We start from the raw sequence: 20328 nt of genomic DNA on the forward strand, positions 1-20328 counted from the left end.
AAAAAAGACTGAATGGAATGACCGGGGGTTAAGATGAATCGTACTTTAATGCAATTAAGAACAAAAACAGTTGAGTTTTGGCGAAATCGATCAAAATTACAAAAAATACTCATGATTGGCGGCGTTGCTGCCCTAGCAATCATTATTACGGTTGTTAGCATCTTTGCTTCTTCTGAAAAAATGGTTCCGCTCTTTAGAGACTTGTCTGAGGCAGAAGCTGGACAAATCAAACAGGAACTAGATGGCAAAAACGTTAAATCGGAACTTGCAAACAATGGAACAACGATTCTCGTTCCAGAAAAGCAAGCAGATTCTTTAAAAGTAACACTCGCATCTGAAGGGCTCCCTAAGACAGGCAACATTGATTATTCCTTCTTTGCAAACAATTCAGGCTTCGGTTTAACAGATAATGAATTTGATGTTCTGAAAGTAGACGCAACTCAGACAGAACTATCCAATCTGATCAACACGATTGATGGGATTAAAGATTCAAAAGTGATGATTAACCTGCCAAAAGATTCCGTTTTTGTTGGAGAAGAGCAAAGTAATGCATCAGCATCCATTGTGCTGCAAGTTGAGCCTGGCTACACGCTCACACCGCAGCAAGTAAAAGGCCTTTATCATCTTATTTCAAAAAGTGTGCCGAATTTAAAAACAGAAAACATTGTCATTATGGACCAAGATTCCAACTACTACGACTTAAACACCAGCTCCGATTCCTATGCAAGTGGAATGGATGCACAGCAGCAGAAAAAAGAGGAAATCGAAAAGAACCTTCAAAGAAAAATTCAGCAGCTGCTCGGAACAATGATGGGTCAAGATAAAGTGGCTGTATCGGTCACAACAGACATTGATTTTACTGAAGAAAAAAGAAAAGAAGATCTTGTAGAACCTGTTGATAAAGAAAACATGCAGGGAATTGCTGTCAGCGCTGAAAAGATTGCTGAAACTTATTCAGGCAATGGCGCAGCAGCTGGAGGCACTGCTGGAACAGGTGACGATGATGTCACAAATTATCAAGGTGCCGATGGAACGAATGGAAGCGGAGATTACGAAAAGAGCGAAGATCGCATCAATTATGAAGTCAACCGCATTCATAAAGATATCAAAGAAAGCCCTTATAAAATTAGAGATGTTGGCATTCAAGCATTGGTCGAACCACCAACTGCAAACGATGTAAACTCTTTAACGGCTGAAAGACAAGATGATATCAAAAAGATTCTTTCAACGATCATTAGCACATCGATTGATAAAGAATACACAAATGGTCAAGCGCTCACTCAAGCAGACTTAGATAACAAAATCGTTTTATCTGTATCAAAATTAGACGGTAAACAGCAAACTGCGGCAGATAACCCTTCAAACAATATTCCAATCTGGGTTTATATTGTAGGCGGTGTGCTCCTACTTGCAATTATCGCTCTTATCATTCTTCTTGTGCGCAAGCGTAGAAGAGATGAGGAAGAAGAGTTTGAGTTTGATGAACGTACACCAATCGATGTTCCTGATATCGACACTGAACCAGAAACAGAAGAAATGGTGAGAAAAAATCAGCTTGAAAAAATGGCAAAAGAAAAACCAGAAGACTTTGCTAAATTGCTACGCAGCTGGCTGTCCGAGGATTAGGAGGAATACACATGTCGAGAAAAGATCCAAATCGACTAACAGGCAGACAAAAAGCAGCAATCCTAATGATTTCCTTAGGGCTAGACGTGTCAGCATCTGTATACAAACATCTGTCTGAAGACGAAATAGAAAAATTAACATTAGAAATTTCCAATGTACGAAGTGTAGATACTGCTAAAAAAGATGAAGTCATCGAAGAGTTTCACAGCATTGCCATCGCGCAGGACTACATATCGCAGGGCGGTCTTATGTACGCAAGACAAGTGCTTGAAAAAGCGCTTGGTGAGGACAAAGCGGACAGCATCTTAAACAGGCTAACATCCTCTCTTCAAGTGAAACCATTTGATTTTGCTCGAAAGGCTGAGCCAGAACAAATTTTAAACTTTATCCAGCATGAGCATCCACAAACGATTGCACTTATCCTTTCCTACCTGGATCCAGTGCAGGCTGGGCAAATTTTATCTGAGTTAGGCGAGGAAGTACAAACTGAGGTTGCGAGACGTATTGCCTTAATGGACCGCACATCTCCAGAGATCATCAATGAGGTGGAACGTATTCTTGAACAAAAGCTTTCTTCAACCTTTACGCAGGACTATACGCAAACGGGCGGAGTCGAAGCGGTTGTGGAAGTGCTAAATGGTGTAGACCGTGCTACTGAGAAGACCATTTTAGACACACTTGAAATTCAAGATCCAGAGCTTGCGGATGAAATTAAGAAACGTATGTTTGTCTTTGAAGATATTGTCACTCTTGACAGCAGAGCGATTCAGCGCGTTATCAGAGATGTTGAAAATGATGACTTATTGCTCGCACTCAAAGTGGCAAGCGAAGAGGTCAAAGAAATTGTCTTCCGCAACATGTCACAGCGGATGGTCGAAACATTCAAAGAAGAAATGGAGTTTATGGGGCCTGTCCGGCTTAGAGATGTCGAGGAAGCACAAACCCGTATTGTCAGCATCGTAAGACGACTTGAGGAAGCTGGAGAAATCGTCATAGCTCGAGGCGGAGGAGACGATATCATTGTCTAGGATTATCAAACATGAAACATCTGTTATTCCTGAACAAGGACGGCAAACGATTCCTTTACAGCAAGTAGAGTTTAAAAGAGAACATCACGAAGAAGTGCTTGTCAATGAAACCGAAGCATCGCAGCTAGTACTCAGTGATGCAGAAGATCAAGCGAGCCGCATATTAGAACAAGCAAACAGTGAGCTGGAAAAAACAATGGCTGAAATCAATCAGCGCAGAACTGATTTTGAAGAAGAAAGAATGCAGCTCATTGAAGAAGCGAAACAGGCAGGTTATCAAGACGGCTTCCAAAAGGGCGAAGCAGATGCGAATATGCAGTACCAAGCTATTCTTGATCAAGCAAATGACATCGTTAGTCTTGCAAGACAGGACTACGAAGAAAAAATTGAAAGCTCTGCTGAGCAAATTGTGGAACTCGCTTTTGAACTCGCCAAACGCGTTTGGTATGCAGCCGAGGACACAAAAGATCCATTTTTGGCTCTTGTGAAGCAGGTCATTTCAGAAGTGAAAGAATATGATGATATTTCCATCTATGTTGACCCTGAACATTACGAGCATGTGATGGAATATAAAGACGAATTGATTAGAATCCTTCAAAAGGATACACACCTTGCCATTTACTCGGATGAAAAAGCGCCAAAAGGAACTTGTTACGTAGAAACAAGTTTTGGAAAAGTGGAAGCGAGTGTTGATACCCAAATGAATCAGTTGAAAGAAAAATTATTAGAAGTCATTGATTCAGGTGATCACAAATGAAAATGGATGTACTAAAAGAAACGATTGAAACCGCCGATCCTTATAAACGATTTGGTAAAGTCAATCGAGTGGTTGGGCTGATGATTGAATCTAAGGGGCCGGAGAGTTCGATCGGTGATGTGTGTCTCATTCATAAAAAAGGGAGCAAGCACCATCCGATAAAAGCAGAGGTCGTAGGATTTAGAGATGAAAACATTCTGCTCATGCCTTATGTAGAAGCATCCAATATTTCACCAGGAAGTCTTGTAGAAGCGACCGGTGAGTCGCTGAAGGTCAAAGTAGGGACTGGATTAATTGGTGAAGTCGTTGATGCCTTCGGTCATCCGCTTGATGGCAGTATGCTCCCAAAGGGACTTGCACCTGTTTCGACAGATCAGTCACCTCCAAATCCAATGGACAGGCCGCCTATTCGAGAAAAGATGGGTGTTGGTGTTAGAGTCATCGACAGTCTGCTCACAGTTGGCACTGGTCAAAGGATCGGGATTTTTGCCGGAAGCGGTGTTGGAAAAAGTACCTTAATGGGGATGATTGCAAAGCAGACAGAAGCAGACCTGAATGTGATTGCTCTTGTTGGAGAGCGTGGCCGTGAAGTTCGTGAGTTTATTGAAAAGGATTTAGGTGCTGAAGGACTGAAGCGATCCATTGTTGTCGTTGCAACTTCTGACCAGCCTGCACTGACGAGACTGAAAGCTGCGTATACAGCAACAGCTATTGCGGAGTATTTCAGGGACAGAGGCAAAAATGTCATGTTCATGATGGATTCTGTTACAAGGGTCGCTATGGCGCAAAGGGAAATAGGACTCGCAACTGGCGAGCCGCCAACAACAAAAGGATATACACCTTCAGTGTTCGCTATACTGCCAAAATTGCTCGAACGAACTGGGACAAATCAGCTTGGTTCCATCACAGCGTTTTACACAGTGCTTGTTGATGGGGACGATATGAACGAGCCGATCGCTGATACAGTGAGGGGGATCCTTGACGGGCACATTGTACTTGATCGTGCTTTAGCCAACAAAGGACAATTTCCCGCTGTTAATATTCTGAAAAGTATCAGCCGTGTCATGAGTAATATCGCAAGTCATGATCACAAGGAGGCGGCTAACCGGTTCCGCCAGCTTTTATCCACTTATCAAAACGCTGAAGACCTCATTAATATTGGAGCATATAAAAAAGGCTCCTCCAAAGATATTGATGAGGCCATGCAGGCTTACCCTCATCTGATTTCATTTTTGAAGCAGGATGTAGAAGAGGCTGTATCTATTGAAGACAGTGTGAGTTTATTGCTCAGTTTGATGAATAGAGAGGATTGACAAAAACAGTGAGATATCAATACAAATTTCAAAAGCTCTTAGAACTGAAAGAAAGTGAAAAAGACAAGTCACTCGCAGCATACCAACAATCCGTTTCGGCATTTGAGCAAGTTGCTGAAAAACTCTATGAAAATATGAGTAAAAAAGAGCTAATGGAAAAAAGCAAAGAAGAAAAGCTGAGAAGTGGAATGAGTGTTCAAGAAATGCGTCATTACCAGCAATTTGTGACCAACTTAGATAACACCATCCAGCATTATCAGCAGCTTGTGATCATGAAACGCCATCAAATGAATGAAAAACAATCTGATTTAACTGAAAAAAACATTGAGTTTAAAAAGTTTGAAAAAATGAAAGAAAAGCAATTTGAAAAGTTCTCCCTTGAACATAAGGCAATTGAAATGAAAGAAATGGATGATATCTCTATCAGCCAATTCATGTTTCAAGGACATTAGGAGTCGAGATGAATGCCTAAGAAGGAAAAAACGAAGGAATCAGGTGGCGGGAAATTTCAATGGATCTTGTTTATTGTCATCATCCCATTGATTGTGCTTGTGATTGTCACTGGCACGATCCTTTATATGGCAGGTTTTGATCTAAAAAAACCGCTCCAAAACATTCCGGTGATTAGCAGTTTAGTTGGTTCAGATGACACCTCAAAAACGTCATCTTCACCTAATGATCAAAGCGATGCAGAGTTGAAAGAACTGAAAAAGACCATTAAAGAGCAAAAAAATGAACTCGAAATTGCACAAAAAGATTTGAAAACAAGTGATGAAGAGATTAAAAGACTGAATCAAAAAATCAACTCACTTGAAAAAACATCTGAAAATGATGAAAAGAATACGTCAGCCAATGACAGTTCATCGAATAACAGCTCATCAAATAACACGTCAGGTAATAACTCGGCAGGAACGTCCTCTGATGCAGCGGCATCCTCTAATCAGCAGACAAAAGGAAAGGTCGCCAGCATTTATGAAAGCATGGACCCAGGGAAATCCGCCAAAATTTTATCAGAATTAAGTGATAAAGAGGCGTTAAAAATCCTTGAAGAGCTGAGCAAAAATAAACTGACAGACATATTAGCAAAACTGACACCTCAGAAGGCAGCAACGTTTACAAAAGAGCTTGCCAAAAAAGAAGAAAGTGAAAATGGGGGTGGACAATAAGTGAAGCTATTGGATATTGGAGCCTTACAGCAATCTTCTCAAGGTCTCTCAGGGCTAAAAGGAGACGGCGCTGCATCTGCACGCGGTTTGTTTAAACAATTGCTTAGCGGGGCAGGCGCTCAGAGCGGTCCTGTTCATGCTGAGACAGCCGCTCTTGCCTCTCTTTCTGTCAATGATGCGATGCAAATTGTTGAAAAATGGATGCAATCACCTGAAGAAGGAATGAGCGCAGACCTACTAAGTGCGCTTCAAACACTACAAGATCAAACGCTTGAATCATCCGATCTCAAATCACTTGAAGAGTTATTTCAAAAAATGGAATCTTCCATTTACGGTGATCAAGCTGAAAAGCCGGGTTCTGAACATAGTGAACAGCTCATACAAGTCCACTTTTTCATCTATCAATTGCTCAATCAACAGCCGCCAAGCTTTGATGCGAAACTTGTGCAGGATATTGAAGGGAAAGGTCAAGACTTCATACACTTTCTTTCGAAAAACGGGGTAGATGAGAAACTCATTCAGCAAGTAAAAGAGCAGTTCTTCTCGCAGGGATCAGCACCCAAGCTGAATTCGATGACTCAAAGTGAGCTAAAGCACTTTAATCAGTTAATCGACCATATGATGGCGAATGCGAAAGGATCTGACAAAGAGTGGAAAATTTCACTAGGAGAGTTGAAGGAACTAATCTCTCCAAAACAAGAATCTACTCTCGCTTCTCCGGCAAAAGGGAATGCATCTCTTGAGTGGCTCATCAAAAAAGAAGTCGTTAAAGGACAAAGCGCTGCTGCACCAGCTTCTGAAAAAATAATGACTCATACACTTTTGCCAGGTCATAAGCAGTTTTTCCAATTGCAGTCAGCGGCTCCTGTTCAGCAGACACAAACGACTGATGAAAAGCCAGGAACAGTTGATCAGCAAATTCTAAACACGTGGAAGCAAATGAAATTCACGCCGTTTGGCAATTCAAGCGGACGCTTTACCGTTCGATTAAATCCAGAAAATCTTGGATTCATTACCATTCAGCTAACCAAGCAAAACGGTATGTATGCGAGTAAAATTACAGCCTCGACGCAAGCAGCGAAAGAGCTGTTAGAGCATCATCTGCCGCAGCTCAAGCAGGCGCTTCCGAATATGTCGGTTCAAGTGGACCGTTTCCATATACCGCTTCAATCAAATGAGCAGCCGTTATTTGGACAGTTTAGTGAAGAAAACAAGCAGCAGCAGCCAAAAGGACAGAATTTCCAGCAGGCTGATGAACAGGAAGCAGAATTCCAAGATGTACTGGATGCTCTTGTTGGGTCAGATGAAGAAGAGGAGGAGATCTAATGGCAACAGTTGATGCTACGAATAGAACAGCCGCACTAGCAGACACTTCTTCAAAAGCAGAAAAGAAAACAGATACGCTTGGCAAAGATCAATTCTTGAAAATTTTGCTCACGCAGCTTCAAAACCAAGATCCGACAAACCCGCTTGATGACCGTGAGTTTGTCACGCAGCTTGCGACATTTTCATCTTTAGAACAGCAAACCAATATGAACGATTCGATCACCAAGCTGAATCAGCTCATGTCTACATTTGTTGCACACCAAGATCCGTTTACGACGTATGTAGGCTGGATTGGTAAAGAAGTATCGGGCAAATTGGATGATAAAGAGATATCGGGCACTGTGAAGTCTGTTAAAAACATAGACAATGAATACTTACTTGTTTTAGAGGATGGAACGAAAATCAGCCCTTGGGATGTTACAGCAGTTGGAGAAAAAACGAAGTAATTCGAGGAGGAAAATAAATGTTACGCTCACTTTACTCAGGAATTAGCGGAATGAAAAACTTCCAATCAAAATTAGATGTGGTAGCCAACAACGTAGCCAACGTCAATACACACGGATACAAAAAAAGCCGTATCACGTTTAAAGATATGGTCAGCCAAACAATTTCAAGCTCAGGTGGACCAACGAACAACTCTGGTTCAATCAACTCAAAACAAATTGGTTTAGGGTCCTCTTTATCTTCTATTGATAAAATCATGAAATCAGGTTCTTCTCAAAATACAGACGAACCATTTGATTTCTATATTAATGGAGATGGATTTTTCCGCATTCAAAAGCAAGGTGAAATCCTATTTACAAGAACAGGGAACTTCAAACCTGATTCAAATGGGGATTTGGCAACACCTGATGGAAACTATCTACTTGGCATGGATGGGCAAAGAATCAACATTCCAAGCGACAATGTGTCAAGTGTCAGTGTTGGGCCAGATGGGACCGTTTCTGTTGTTGAGAACAACGTTTCTCGTACTGTTGGGCAAGTATCACTTGTGTCATTCAGTAATGCAGGAGGATTAGATAAAGTTGGGGATAACCTATACCGCCAAACGCTCAGTTCCGGTGCGCCAAGTAATGCCATCGCTCCTGGAAGTCAAGGAACAGGTGAACTTCAAACAGGGAAACTTGAAATGTCAAACGTTGATTTAACAGATGAGTTTACCGAAATGATTATCGCGCAGCGTGGATTCCAATCGAATGCAAAGACGATCACAACATCTGATGAAATTCTGCAAGAGCTTGTGAATCTGAAACGATAGGAGGTAGGGGGAGCGGATGCTCGCTTCTCTGCTTAATATGATTGAAGTGACAAGATTAAATGGCAAAGGATTTATGCTGAACGCTCTCCATATCGAGCAAATCGAAAGTTTTCCAGACACGACCATTACTTTGGCCAATGGAAAGAAATTCGTTGTGAAAGAAGATGAAGAGCAGCTTCAAGAGAAAATCATTTCTTTCTACAGAAAAATCCAAGTCATTTCATTGAATCAAGGAATAGAGGAGTTTGAATGAAGAAGAAATTAGTCGTAGTAATGCTAATCATGATTATTGCCATCGTCGGAATTGGAGCAGGCATCTTTTTTCTGCTGAATGGGTCAGACGAAGCAAAAGCCGAAAAAGAGCCAACAGCAGATGAAGTTGTAAAAGCTTCTGTTGAAATTCCTGAGATTATCACCAATTTAAAATCTGAAGGAAATGCTGTCAAACTTGTCCTGAATATTGAAACGGACTCTGAAAAAGCAAAATCAGAGCTTGAGAAAAGAAGTTTCCAGGTAAAAGATGCTGTAATCGACATTTTATCAGACACGAATGCAGATGAACTTGATGGCAAAAAAGGCAGAGAACATTTTAAAACACAAGTCAAAAACAAAGTGAATAACTATTTGCAAGATGGCAAGGTGAAAGAAGTATATATAACCTCCTTTAATCTGCAATAGAGGCGATTAATTAACGCGATGGAGGTGAAGAAATGTCAGGAGAAGTGCTTTCCCAGAATGAGATCGACGCATTATTATCCGCCATCTCAACAGGCGAAATGGATGCAGAAGAGCTGAAAAAAGAGGAAACGACGAAAAAAGTGAAGGTGTATGACTTTAAACGTGCACTGCGCTTTTCAAAAGACCAGATTCGAAGTTTAACAAGGATTCACGATAACTTCGCTAGACTGCTCACCACGCATTTTTCAGCGCAGCTAAGATCATATATTCAAATTACTGTCAGCTCGGTTGACCAAGTACCATACGAAGAATTTATTCGTTCGATTCCTAATATGACATTATTAAACTTATTTTATGTCAGCCCGCTTGAAGGAAGAATCATGCTTGAAGTAAACCCAACAATCGGCTATGCGATGATGGACAGGCTGATGGGCGGGATTGGCATTAGTCATAATAAGACAGAATCACTTACAGAAATTGAAACAAAGATTATCTCAAACATGTTTGAGGGAGCTTTGGAAAATTACAGAGAAGCGTGGCAGTCCATAACCGACATCGAGCCTGAAATGGCAGATTTCGAGGTAAATCCCCAGTTTGTTCAAATGGTGTCACCAAACGAAACAGTTGTCGTCATTTCTCTTAATACACAGATTGGCGAGGTAAGCGGGGTTATTAACCTATGTATTCCTCACGTTGTATTAGAGCCTATTATTCCGAAGCTGTCTGTACACTACTGGATGCAGTCTGAACGAAATGAACCAAAACAGCAAGAAACAAAGGCCATTGAAAAACGGATTATGAAGGCAAAAATACCGGTAGTCGCAGAGCTGGGACAATCGGAAATGACGGTGGAAGAGTTTTTGAATTTGGAAATTGGTGATTGTATTGCCTTGGACAAACCAGTAAATGCGCCTCTTACTGTTATGGTCGGAAATAAACCGAAATTCTTGGGACAGGCCGGCCGCGTGAATCGGAAACAGGCGATTCAAATTCTAGATCACGACATAAGAGGTGAAGAAGATGGAGAATAACGGAAGTAAATTATCACAAGACGAAATCGATGCGCTCCTTAAAGGAGGCAGCAATGACGATATAGAGCCTGATACAATCCTTTCTGCAATGGAGCAAGATGCCATTGGAGAAATCGGAAATATATCATTTGGCAGCTCTGCAACAGCACTTTCAACCCTATTAAATCAAAAAGTGGAGATTACAACTCCAACTGTTACAGTGATTCAAAAAAGTATGCTGAATGAGGAATTTCCTCATCCGTATGTCGCTATTGAAGTGAATTATACGGAAGGTTTCAGCGCAAGTAACCTGCTTGTCGTCCAGCAAACAGATGCAGCAGTTATTGCGGACTTAATGATGGGCGGAGACGGGACAAATGCTGACCCTTCTTTAAGTGAAATTCACTTAAGTGCAGTACAAGAAGCAATGAACCAAATGATGGGTTCTGCTGCGACATCCATGTCGACTGTCTTTAATAAAAAGATTGATATTTCTCCGCCGCGCGTCGAATTACTTGATGTGAAAGAAGGAGAAGGGACAGACCGCATTCCAGCTGAAGAAATGCTTGTCAAAGTATCCTTCAGATTAAAAATAGGTGAACTCATCGATTCAAATATTATGCAGCTTTATCCTATTACATTTGCGAAGGATTTAATTGCAGAATTAACAGATCCTGCGCAAGAAGAAGAGCCGGTTCAAGAAGAAGTGAGTGCACCTGAACCTCAGCCGGCAGCTCCGCAAACGCAGTCTGCCCCAGCGCAGCAAGCAGCACCGCCGAAAAGACAGGCGAAGCCAAAGGCGGCAGCACCTGTAAATGTGGCGCCAGTTGAATTTGAATCGTTCAGTGAGCCTCAGCATACAACAAGCCAGCTTGGAAACCTTGATATGCTGATGGACATTCCGCTTTCCATTACGGTGGAACTTGGAAGAACTCAGCGCAGTGTGAAAGAAGTTCTTGAGCTTTCAGCTGGAAGTATCATTGAACTGGACAAACTTGCTGGTGAGCCAGTAGACATTCTAGTTAACAAACGAATCGTCGCCAAAGGGGAAGTCGTTGTCATTGATGAGAACTTTGGTGTTCGTGTGACTGATATTTTAAGTCAGTCAGAAAGACTTTCTAATTTAAAATAAACAAACATATAGGGAGAGAATAAGTAAATGGCTACTAAGGTATTAATCGTAGATGATGCAGCATTCATGAGAATGATGATCAAGGATATTCTTGTAAAAAACGGATTTGATGTAGTAGGAGAAGCAGAAAACGGCGCACAAGCAGTTGAAAAATACAAAGAAACATCTCCTGATCTTGTCACAATGGATATCACAATGCCAGAAATGGACGGAATCACTGCACTAAAAGAAATTAAACAAATCGATGCTTCTGCAAAAATCATCATGTGTTCTGCTATGGGACAGCAGTCAATGGTTATTGACGCGATCCAAGCAGGTGCAAAAGACTTTATCGTGAAGCCATTCCAGGCAGACCGCGTACTTGAAGCAATTAATAAAACGTTAGGCTAAAAAAGGGTGTAAGATTTGTTGAAAAAACGTTTGATATGTATAGCAATGATCAGTTTTATGCTTTTCTTGACGATGCAGCCTGCCTCACTGTTTGCCGAAACGAAAGATCCTGAGAATGGCACAGTGAATGACTGGCTCAAGGGTGAGAAAGAAAGCAAAAAGGATACAGAGAAGAAAACCACTGACAATCAAACGAATCCGGCAGAAGAAGTTCCCTCTTCTTCTGTCTCCATTATGGATTTTGTCAAAATGATTGGTGCCTTACTTTTTGTCATCCTGCTTATTTATGGATTGGTGAGATTTGTTGGTAAGCAAAACCGCTTACTCAAACCATTTCGATATGTTGAAAATATTGGCGGAACGACAGTCGGACAAAACCGTTCAGTCCAGCTGATCAAAGTGGGCAAACGAGTATTAGTTGTCGGCGTAGCAGACTCAATCCAGCTGTTAAAAGAGATTGATGATGAACAAGAATGTGAAGCAATCGTGAAACAATATGAAGAGGCGATGGAAAGCAAAACCGATTTACCAAAAATGGTTCAAAAATTCACATCGCAGGTAAAGAAACATGATCAGCCGACCACTTCTTCTTTTTCAGCCAATTTAAAGGCGCAGCTAGCCGAATTGAAAAAGACCCAATCAGAAGTCAGAAAGAAAGGCCCGAAACAAAATGAATGAGTTTATCGATTTATTTAATTCCAGCGGTGCAGGAAATATCAGCACATCTGTCCGTCTTCTATTACTTTTAACTGTATTTTCGGTTGCACCGGGCATTCTCATTTTAATGACGTGTTTTACACGGATTGTGATTGTTCTTTCATTCGTCAGAACATCACTTGCAACCAACTCAATGCCGCCAAACCAAGTGCTTGTTGGACTTGCGTTGTTTCTCACATTTTTTATCATGGCGCCCACGTTCTCACAGATTAATAAAGAGGCGCTGACGCCGCTTTTAAATGATGACATCACGTTAAATCAGGCGTATGAAAAAGCCGAAGTGCCTATTAAAGAGTTTATGAGTAAACATACAAGACAGAAAGATTTGGCTTTATTTCTTAGCTACGCAAAAATGGATACACCTGAATCGATTAAAGATATTCCATTAACGGCGATGGTTCCCGCTTTTGCCATTTCAGAATTAAAGACGGCATTTCAAATTGGTTTTATGATCTTTATTCCATTTTTAATTATTGACATGGTGGTCGCAAGTGTTCTGATGTCAATGGGGATGATGATGCTTCCGCCGGTTATGATATCGCTCCCTTTCAAAATATTGTTATTTGTTTTAGTCGATGGATGGTATTTGATAGTTAAATCTTTGCTGCAAAGCTTTTAGAGTAGGTGCTTAAAACATGAGTTCAGAATTTGTCATTACGATGGCTGAAAGATCAGTGTATGTAGTATTGCTTGTGAGTGGACCGCTTCTAGCGCTCGCACTTATTGTGGGACTGATTGTCAGTGTGTTTCAGGCGACAACCCAAATTCAAGAACAGACGCTTGCGTTTATTCCTAAGATTGTTGCTGTACTCATTGGGCTTGTTGTGTTTGGTCCATGGATGCTTTCAACAATCGTGTCCTTTACGACAGAGCTGTTCTCGAATTTAGATCGATTTGCAGGTTAACAAGCGATGTCAATCATAGAATTATTCCCTGCTTTTCTTTTAGTTTTTATTCGGATCACCGCTTTTTTTGTGACAGTACCGCTTTTAGCGCATAGAACGATCCCTGCTGTACACAGAGTTGGATTCTCACTGTTTTTAGCTGTCATTAGTTTTAGCACCATAAAAGAACCGCCAGCACTCGACATAGACGGTCTTTATATGATGCTTGCGGTGAAAGAAGCAATGGTCGGACTTCTGCTTGGGCTGATTGCATACATCATGGTGTCCGCTGTTCAGATTGCCGGCTCATTCATTGATTTTCAAATGGGTTTTGCGATTGCCAATATTATTGACCCACAAACAGGGGCGCAGACACCGCTGATGGGACAGTTTTTTTATACGGTCACATTGCTGTTGATGCTGGCAACAAACGCACATCACTTGCTGCTTGATGGAATCTATTACAGCTTTCAATACATTGCAGTTGATCAATACGCGCTGAATTTCGGCAGTGAATCCTTTGCTTACTTTATCGCAAAAAGCTTCAACCAAATGTTTATCATCGCCTTTCAAATCTCGGCACCTGTCGTGGCAAGTCTGTTTTTAGTCGATTTGGCGCTGGGGATTGTGGCACGTACAGTTCCGCAAATGAACGTATTTGTGGTTGGACTTCCTATTAAAATGGGTGTGAGTTTTATTATGATCATCATCTGTATGGGCGTCATCTTCGGTGTTGTCCAAAATACATTTGAAACGATTGTACTCACCATGAGGAATTTCTTAGCATTGGTCGGTGGTTCGTCATGATGACAAGGCTTAGACTAGACTTGCAATTTTTCGCAGGTGAAAAAACAGAAAAAGCAACGCCAAAAAAAAGGCGGGATTCACGTAAAAAAGGACAGGTTGCCAAAAGTACCGACGTCAATACAGCCATCTCATTTCTATTAATCTTTTTATCATTCTTTTTTATTGGGCCTTTTATGAAAGAGCGGATTATCGCGCTCATAGAACGTTTTTATTCAACAACTATGCTAATGAAGGTTAGCACATCTAATATTCATCAACTATTCTTGGAATTGCTTCAGGAAACAGGGCTCCTCCTCATGCCAATCCTTGGTGTTGGCATGCTGGCGGGGATTATCAGTAACTATTTACAAGTCGGCTTTCTCTTTTCGGCAGAAGTGATCAAACCGAAATTAGAAAAGCTTGACCCAATCAAAGGGTTTAAACGGATTTACAGTATTCGAGCCCTCGTAGAGCTATTAAAATCCATTTTGAAAATTGGCTTTGTTGGCTTTGCGACATTTATTGCTCTTTGGATGCACTTTGACGAAATTCTGCGGCTTCCTTTATTAACAGCAGAGGAAACCCTTCATTTCGTTGCAAATATGACCTTAATTATGGGGCTGTATGCTGCTGGTGCTCTTTTGATTTTGGCAGGGCTTGATTATATGTATCAGAAATTTGATTATGAAAAAAACTTGCGGATGTCGAAACAAGACATCAAAGATGAGTATAAAAAATCAGAGGGTGACCCGCTCATCAAATCAAAGATTAAACAGCGTCAGCGGGAAATGGCCATGAGACGAATGATGCAGGAAGTCCCAAAAGCGGACGTCATCATTACAAACCCAACCCACTATGCCATTGCTTTAAAGTATGATGAAGAAAAAATGGATGCGCCCTTTGTTGTGGCAAAGGGTACGGATATTTTGGCTTTGAAAATTAGAACGATTGCGAAAGAACATGATGTCATGACTGTAGAGAACCGCCCGCTTGCCCGCGCGCTCTATGATCAGGTCGACATCGACCAAGCGGTGCCGGAAGAATACTTTAAGGCCATCGCAGAAATTTTAGCTTACGTCTATAAAACGAAACAAAAGATTTTATGAATTTTTGGTTTTAAAAGGAGAGAACAGGCATGTCAGCAAGAGATTTATCTGTTTTATTCAGTGTTATTTTAATTGTGGCGATGCTGGTCATACCGTTTCCGCCCATTTTATTAAGTATTTTAATCATTATTAATATTTCTCTTGCGCTTATCGTGCTTCTCACCACAATGAACATGCAAGAACCACTGCAATTTTCAATTTTTCCATCATTGCTTTTGCTCTTAACGCTGTTTCGTTTAGGGCTAAACATCTCTACAACACGTTCTATTCTTTCAACAGGAGATGCTGGAAAGGTTGTCGAAACGTTCGGTTCATTTGTTGTTGGAGGAAATGTCCTCGTTGGTCTTGTTGTTTTCCTTATCCTGATCATCATTCAGTTTATTGTTATCACAAAAGGGGCAGAGCGTGTATCAGAGGTTGCGGCAAGATTTACACTCGATGCGATGCCAGGTAAACAAATGAGTATTGACGCAGATTTAAATGCAGGAATGCTGACCGAAAGTGAAGCAAGAAACCGCCGTGAAAAAGTAGCGAGAGAAGCAGACTTTTATGGAGCGATGGATGGTGCCAGTAAGTTCGTTAAAGGGGACGCCATCGCAGGTATTATCATCGTCATCATCAATATTATATTTGGAATCATTATCGGAATGCTTCAGCAAGGAATGTCGATTCAAGAATCAGCTTCCCACTTTACCCTATTAACGGTAGGGGACGGAATCGTTTCGCAAATTCCGGCACTCCTCATCTCAACGGCAACAGGGATTGTCGTGACGAGAGCTGCTTCTAACGGAAACCTTGGATCAGATATTACAGGGCAGCTCTTTGCATTCCCAGCCATGCTTTATGTGACAGCAGGCACGATCTTCCTTCTTGGGCTCTTTACTCCAATCGGCATCCTTTTGACAGGGCCGATCGCAGGTTTACTTGCCCTTGGCGCATACATGATGTCGAAAAACAAACAAGACCAAGAAGAAATCGAAGAGGTACTAGAGGAACAAGCAGAGGTAGAAGAGATGAAAAGTCCAGAAAGCGTTATTCATCTCCTGCAAATGGATGCCATTGAATTTGAATTTGGCTACGGCCTGATCCCGCTCGCTGATGCAAATCAGGGCGGTGACCTGTTAGACCGAATTGTGATGATCCGAAGGCAGCTTGCCCTCGAACTTGGTCTTGTCATTCCAGTCGTCCGGATCAGGGACAATATTGCACTGAACCCAAATGAATACCGGTTGAAAATTAAAGGGAACGAAGTAGCAAAAGGTGAGCTGCTGCTCGATCATTACTTAGCGATGTCCCCAACGCCTGATGATGATCCGATTGAAGGAATTGAAACAATCGAACCATCCTTTGGTCTGCCGGCTAAATGGATATCAGAAGCAGAAAAAGATCAGGCTGAGATGCTAGGCTATACGGTTGTGGACCCAGCTTCTGTTGTGTCTACTCACATCACAGAGAAGATTAGACAAAACACACACGAGCTGCTCGGACGCCAAGAAACGAAGCAATTAATCGATCATCTGAAAGAAAGTTATCCTGTCTTAGTGGATGAGGTAACGCCAAATCCGCTGGCAGTCGGTGATATTCAAAAAGTACTGGCGAAGCTGCTGAAAGAAAAGGTCTCTATCCGAAACCTTGTCACCATTTTTGAGACGCTTGCAGACTACGGAAAATTAACGACTGATACTGATTTATTAACAGAGTATGTGAGACAGGCGCTCGCAAGACAGATTACCGCACAGTATGCAAGAGAAAATGAATCACTCAAAGTCGTGACATGCTCAGGCCGAGTAGAAAAGGTGATTGCAGACAGCGTTCAGCAGACAGAGCATGGAAACTACTTATCGTTAGATCCAGAATCCTCTGAAAGTGTGATTCAATCAGTGGCGAGAGAAATTGAACAGCTTTCGCTTCGTCAGGAAACGCCGGTTCTATTATGCTCACCTCCTATAAGAATGTACGTTAAGCAGTTGTTAGAAAGATATTTCCCAGATTTACCGGTACTATCTTATAACGAACTAGAAGCGAATGTGGAAGTACAGAGCATCGGAGTGGTGGATATCTAATGAAAATGAAAAAAATCACAGCAAATTCTATGCAGGAGGCAACGATTCAAATCAGGCAGCAGCTTGGGAAAGATGCCGTTATTTTAAATTCTAAAACCGTTGTCAAACGCAAACTGTTCGGTTTGAAGAAACAGCAAATGGTCGAAGTGATTGCAGTGCTGGATCAAGATTTCGAAGAAAGAGCTGGTAAAGGGTTAAACCCTGCGCCGCCTCTTCCAGTATTACCAAAAAAGGAACAAGTTCAACAGCTGCCCGAAGAGCCTTCATTTGCTCCCAAGGCGGCGAAACCAGCGCCTTCTCATACTCAGCCTTTAGAATATGTGAGGAATGAACGGCATGCGGGTATTTTGCCTGATCCTCTCATATCAATCGATCAAAAGCTAAAGGATCAAGGGCTTGATGATGCCATTCGAGACGAATGCCTGAAGGGTCTTTTAACAAAGGGCGTGGTTAAAGAAGATCACATAAAAAAAGAACTTGAACAACTGCTGACAGATATGCTGCCAGCTAAAACCTCTGATGAGCCGATGATTTCTTCAAAATACATTGTACTGTTCGGTTCTACCGGAGCTGGTAAAACGACAACGATTGCAAAGCTGGCTGCTAAAACGGCCATTCAACAGCAAAAGAAAATCGCTTTTATTACAACCGATACGTACCGGATAGCAGCGATCGAACAGCTGAAAACATATGCTGAACTGCTGAATGCACCGCTTGAGGTTTGTTATTCAAGAGAGGATTATGTAAAAGCCCAAGAGACCTTTAAAGAGTATGATCATATCTTCATCGATACAGCAGGTCGTAACTTTAAAGAAGAAGCGTATATCAAAGAGCTGACCGACATTATTCCATTCGATGAGAGCATTCAAAGTTTTCTCGTGATGAGTGCCACATCGAAGTATCAAGACATGAAAGCCATGGTCAAACGCTTTGAGCACGTTCCAATCAATCAATTCATTTTTACAAAAGTAGATGAAACGGACACGATGGGAACCATTTTTCAAATCATTGCTGACTCTCAAATCAAACTTGGTTTTTTAACAAATGGTCAAAATGTGCCTGAGGATATTCTTGAAGGCTCGCCTCTTGAACTTACAAGGATGGTTTTACAATCATGAAGCCCGACCAAGCAGAAGGATTAAGAAAACTAGTTCAGCAGAGTCAAATCATCACACCGGCTCCTCTTAACGGTAGCGGACAGGTAAAAACCATTGCCGTCATGAGCGGTAAAGGCGGGGTAGGTAAATCGAATTTGACCCTGAATATGGCACTGTCTATTGCAAGTACAGAGAGAAGAGTGTTAGTGATCGATCTTGATTTTGGGATGGGGAATATTGATATTTTACTAGGGAAAACATCGACTAGTTCTATATTAGATGTTCTCGTTAGAAAAAAATCCTTCCAAGCAGCCATGACAAAAGGAACGGACAACCTATATTACATTTCTGGCGGAAGCGGGCTTGAACAGCTGTTTTCTTTAGATAAAGATCAATGGTCGTTCTTTTTGGAAGAGATGGAAAGAATAATGCAGGACTTCGATTGTATCTTCTTTGATATGGGAGCCGGCTTGTCAAAAGATCAGCTGCCTTTTGTCTTATCAGCAGGAGAAGTGGTCGTTGTGACTACGCCAGAGCCAACATCCATCATGGATGCCTACAGCGCGATCAAACACTTAGCCATTCATCAGTTTGAACGGTCTGTTCAAATCATTGTTAACCGGTGCAAAACCCCGTCAGAAGGGTCTGAAACCTACCGGAAATTAGCAGGAGTGGTCACATCTTTTCTTCACAGAAAACTTGTATTTGCTGGCGCTGTGCCTGAAGATCCTGCGGTTCCTAAAGCAGTATCAGAACAAATTCCATTTTATATGAAGCAGCCTCATTCAAGGCTGAGTAAAACGATTAAGATGCTGGCAGAAACACTATATCATCAGCAGATAAGAGAGGCACGGAGAGAACAGCATACGTTTATAGATAAGTTGTCCTCTTTTTTTAAAAGGAGGAAGGTGGACTCATGATTAGAGTGCTAGTAGTAGATGACTCGGCCTTTATGAGAAAGCTCATTAGTGATTTTCTAAGTGCCGAGCAAGAAATAGAAGTCGTCGGAACGGCGCGAAATGGGGAAGATGCCTTAAAACGGATCAAGGAACTGAATCCAGATGTTGTCACGTTAGATGTGGAAATGCCTGTTTTAAATGGGACAGAAGCATTAAAACAAATTCTGGCTGAACACGACCTTGCCGTGATTATGGTGTCAAGCCAGACAAAGCAAGGAAAAGATTTAACCATCCATTGCTTAGAACTCGGTGCTTTTGACTTTGTGACAAAGCCTTCGGGAAGTATTTCGCTCGATTTGCACAAAGTGAGGGGGCAAATTGTAGAGCGGGTACTTGCAGCAGGACTGTCAAGGAAACGCACTGAAGAGAAGGTGTCTCCTAAACCGGTGATAAAGCCGCCAAGTCCAGTGGCTTCACCCCGGCTGCAACCATTAAAAGGCAGCTCACTCCGAAAGATTATTACTATCGGAACATCTACAGGAGGACCAAGGGCACTTCAACGAGTCGTAACGAAGCTGCCTAAGGACATCGAGGCACCTATATTGATTGTGCAGCATATGCCAGCAGGATTCACGGCATCACTTGCTACTAGGTTAGATCATTTATCACAAATTACGATTAAAGAAGCGCAAGATGGAGACATCGCGAAAAATGGAGTGGCTTACATAGCTCCTGGTGGAATGAATATGTCACTTCATGACCAAGGGGGGTCACTTGTTATCAGGCTGTCCCCTGAAGACACGGAAAGCCGGCACAAGCCATCTGTTAACTATTTATTTGAATCCATCAGCAGCATAAAGGGTTACGAGAAAATCGCTGTCATTATGACAGGTATGGGCAGTGACGGTACTGAAGGTGTCAAAAAAATGGTCGCAAGCGGTCATACGAAAGTCATTGCAGAAAAAGAAGAATCATGTGTTGTTTTCGGAATGCCTAAATCAGTCATTAAAGCAGGCCTTGCACATGAAACAAGGCATGTGGATGACATCGCACATGCAATTATAAGCTCCATGAAAAAAGAGAGGGCGTGAA

At 41.8% G+C, this 20328-nt stretch carries 23 protein-coding genes; all 23 read left to right on the forward strand.

Annotation, left to right across the window (positions count from 1 at the left end):
• The first annotated feature begins 33 nt into the window (after positions 1-33).
• The 23 genes from fliF to AAZR19_RS09290 are packed head-to-tail and all read left to right on the forward strand — an operon-like array spanning position 34 to position 20327.
• Positions 34-1626: a flagellar basal-body MS-ring/collar protein FliF gene (fliF, locus tag AAZR19_RS09180; protein WP_326349648.1), complete on the forward strand. Its 1593-nt coding sequence runs from the start codon at positions 34-36 to the stop codon at positions 1624-1626.
• A gap of 11 nt (positions 1627-1637) precedes the next feature.
• On the forward strand, positions 1638-2654 hold the full coding sequence (gene fliG / locus AAZR19_RS09185; RefSeq protein WP_024424176.1) for a flagellar motor switch protein FliG: 1017 nt from the start codon (positions 1638-1640) through the stop codon (positions 2652-2654).
• Complete coding sequence (gene fliH / locus AAZR19_RS09190) at positions 2647-3411, forward strand: flagellar assembly protein FliH (protein WP_434702931.1); 765 nt, start codon at positions 2647-2649, stop codon at positions 3409-3411. Before fliG ends, fliH begins: the two co-directional genes overlap by 8 nt.
• Complete coding sequence (fliI, locus tag AAZR19_RS09195; protein ID WP_041117382.1) at positions 3408-4724, forward strand: flagellar protein export ATPase FliI; 1317 nt, start codon at positions 3408-3410, stop codon at positions 4722-4724. The genes fliH and fliI overlap by 4 nt, the downstream gene beginning before the upstream one ends.
• 8 nt (positions 4725-4732) lie before the next feature.
• Complete coding sequence (gene fliJ / locus AAZR19_RS09200; RefSeq protein WP_024424173.1) at positions 4733-5176, forward strand: flagellar export protein FliJ; 444 nt, start codon at positions 4733-4735, stop codon at positions 5174-5176.
• Between the two features lie 12 nt (positions 5177-5188).
• Positions 5189-5890 carry a MotE family protein gene (locus AAZR19_RS09205; RefSeq protein WP_163115151.1) on the forward strand — a complete coding sequence of 234 codons (702 nt, stop codon included), beginning with the start codon at positions 5189-5191 and terminating at the stop codon, positions 5888-5890.
• Complete coding sequence (locus tag AAZR19_RS09210) at positions 5891-7216, forward strand: flagellar hook-length control protein FliK (RefSeq protein ID WP_434702934.1); 1326 nt, start codon at positions 5891-5893, stop codon at positions 7214-7216. It begins immediately after the preceding gene.
• Positions 7216-7662, forward strand: coding sequence for a flagellar hook assembly protein FlgD (gene flgD, locus AAZR19_RS09215; RefSeq protein ID WP_041108996.1), 447 nt, complete (start codon positions 7216-7218; stop codon positions 7660-7662). The genes AAZR19_RS09210 and flgD overlap by 1 nt, the downstream gene beginning before the upstream one ends.
• 17 nt (positions 7663-7679) lie before the next feature.
• Entirely contained in the window at positions 7680-8474 is a 795-nt protein-coding gene (gene flgG / locus AAZR19_RS09220; protein ID WP_034281786.1) for a flagellar basal body rod protein FlgG, read from the forward strand.
• 37 nt (positions 8475-8511) lie between these two features.
• Positions 8512-8727, forward strand: coding sequence for a flagellar FlbD family protein (locus tag AAZR19_RS09225; RefSeq protein WP_008344794.1), 216 nt, complete (start codon positions 8512-8514; stop codon positions 8725-8727).
• On the forward strand, positions 8724-9152 hold the full coding sequence (gene fliL, locus AAZR19_RS09230) for a flagellar basal body-associated protein FliL (protein WP_024424168.1): 429 nt from the start codon (positions 8724-8726) through the stop codon (positions 9150-9152). Before AAZR19_RS09225 ends, fliL begins: the two co-directional genes overlap by 4 nt.
• Before the next feature lie 32 nt (positions 9153-9184).
• Positions 9185-10183 carry a flagellar motor switch protein FliM gene (fliM, locus tag AAZR19_RS09235; RefSeq protein ID WP_024424167.1) on the forward strand — a complete coding sequence of 333 codons (999 nt, stop codon included), beginning with the start codon at positions 9185-9187 and terminating at the stop codon, positions 10181-10183.
• A complete protein-coding gene (fliY, locus tag AAZR19_RS09240) occupies positions 10173-11294 on the forward strand; it encodes a flagellar motor switch phosphatase FliY (RefSeq protein ID WP_326148691.1) in 1122 nt (373 codons plus the stop codon). The genes fliM and fliY overlap by 11 nt, the downstream gene beginning before the upstream one ends.
• A 27-nt stretch (positions 11295-11321) precedes the next feature.
• Complete coding sequence (locus tag AAZR19_RS09245; RefSeq protein ID WP_007499584.1) at positions 11322-11684, forward strand: response regulator; 363 nt, start codon at positions 11322-11324, stop codon at positions 11682-11684.
• An 18-nt stretch (positions 11685-11702) separates the two neighbouring features.
• A complete protein-coding gene (gene fliZ / locus AAZR19_RS09250) occupies positions 11703-12362 on the forward strand; it encodes a flagella biosynthesis regulatory protein FliZ (protein ID WP_025092584.1) in 660 nt (219 codons plus the stop codon).
• Complete coding sequence (gene fliP, locus AAZR19_RS09255; RefSeq protein WP_008354479.1) at positions 12355-13020, forward strand: flagellar type III secretion system pore protein FliP; 666 nt, start codon at positions 12355-12357, stop codon at positions 13018-13020. Before fliZ ends, fliP begins: the two co-directional genes overlap by 8 nt.
• 16 nt (positions 13021-13036) lie before the next feature.
• Positions 13037-13306, forward strand: coding sequence for a flagellar biosynthesis protein FliQ (fliQ, locus tag AAZR19_RS09260; RefSeq protein ID WP_003211206.1), 270 nt, complete (start codon positions 13037-13039; stop codon positions 13304-13306).
• Positions 13307-13312: 6 nt separating this feature from the next.
• Positions 13313-14092, forward strand: coding sequence for a flagellar biosynthetic protein FliR (gene fliR / locus AAZR19_RS09265; protein ID WP_024426982.1), 780 nt, complete (start codon positions 13313-13315; stop codon positions 14090-14092).
• Complete coding sequence (gene flhB, locus AAZR19_RS09270) at positions 14089-15177, forward strand: flagellar biosynthesis protein FlhB (protein WP_056766440.1); 1089 nt, start codon at positions 14089-14091, stop codon at positions 15175-15177. Before fliR ends, flhB begins: the two co-directional genes overlap by 4 nt.
• A 29-nt stretch (positions 15178-15206) precedes the next feature.
• The gene (flhA, locus tag AAZR19_RS09275) at positions 15207-17240 is read left to right on the forward strand and encodes a flagellar biosynthesis protein FlhA (RefSeq protein ID WP_041109003.1); all 2034 of its coding nucleotides are present in this window, start codon (positions 15207-15209) and stop codon (positions 17238-17240) included.
• Positions 17240-18358 carry a flagellar biosynthesis protein FlhF gene (gene flhF, locus AAZR19_RS09280; protein WP_076839572.1) on the forward strand — a complete coding sequence of 373 codons (1119 nt, stop codon included), beginning with the start codon at positions 17240-17242 and terminating at the stop codon, positions 18356-18358. The genes flhA and flhF overlap by 1 nt, the downstream gene beginning before the upstream one ends.
• A complete protein-coding gene (locus AAZR19_RS09285; RefSeq protein ID WP_434703155.1) occupies positions 18352-19257 on the forward strand; it encodes a MinD/ParA family protein in 906 nt (301 codons plus the stop codon). Before flhF ends, AAZR19_RS09285 begins: the two co-directional genes overlap by 7 nt.
• Positions 19254-20327, forward strand: coding sequence for a protein-glutamate methylesterase/protein-glutamine glutaminase (locus AAZR19_RS09290; RefSeq protein ID WP_075623043.1), 1074 nt, complete (start codon positions 19254-19256; stop codon positions 20325-20327). Before AAZR19_RS09285 ends, AAZR19_RS09290 begins: the two co-directional genes overlap by 4 nt.
• Position 20328: the final 1 nt, after the last annotated feature.

The sequence above is a fragment of the Bacillus sp. Je.9.29.b genome (assembly GCF_051129925.1).
In the GTDB taxonomy this organism is placed as follows: Bacteria; Bacillota; Bacilli; order Bacillales; family Bacillaceae; genus Bacillus; species Bacillus safensis.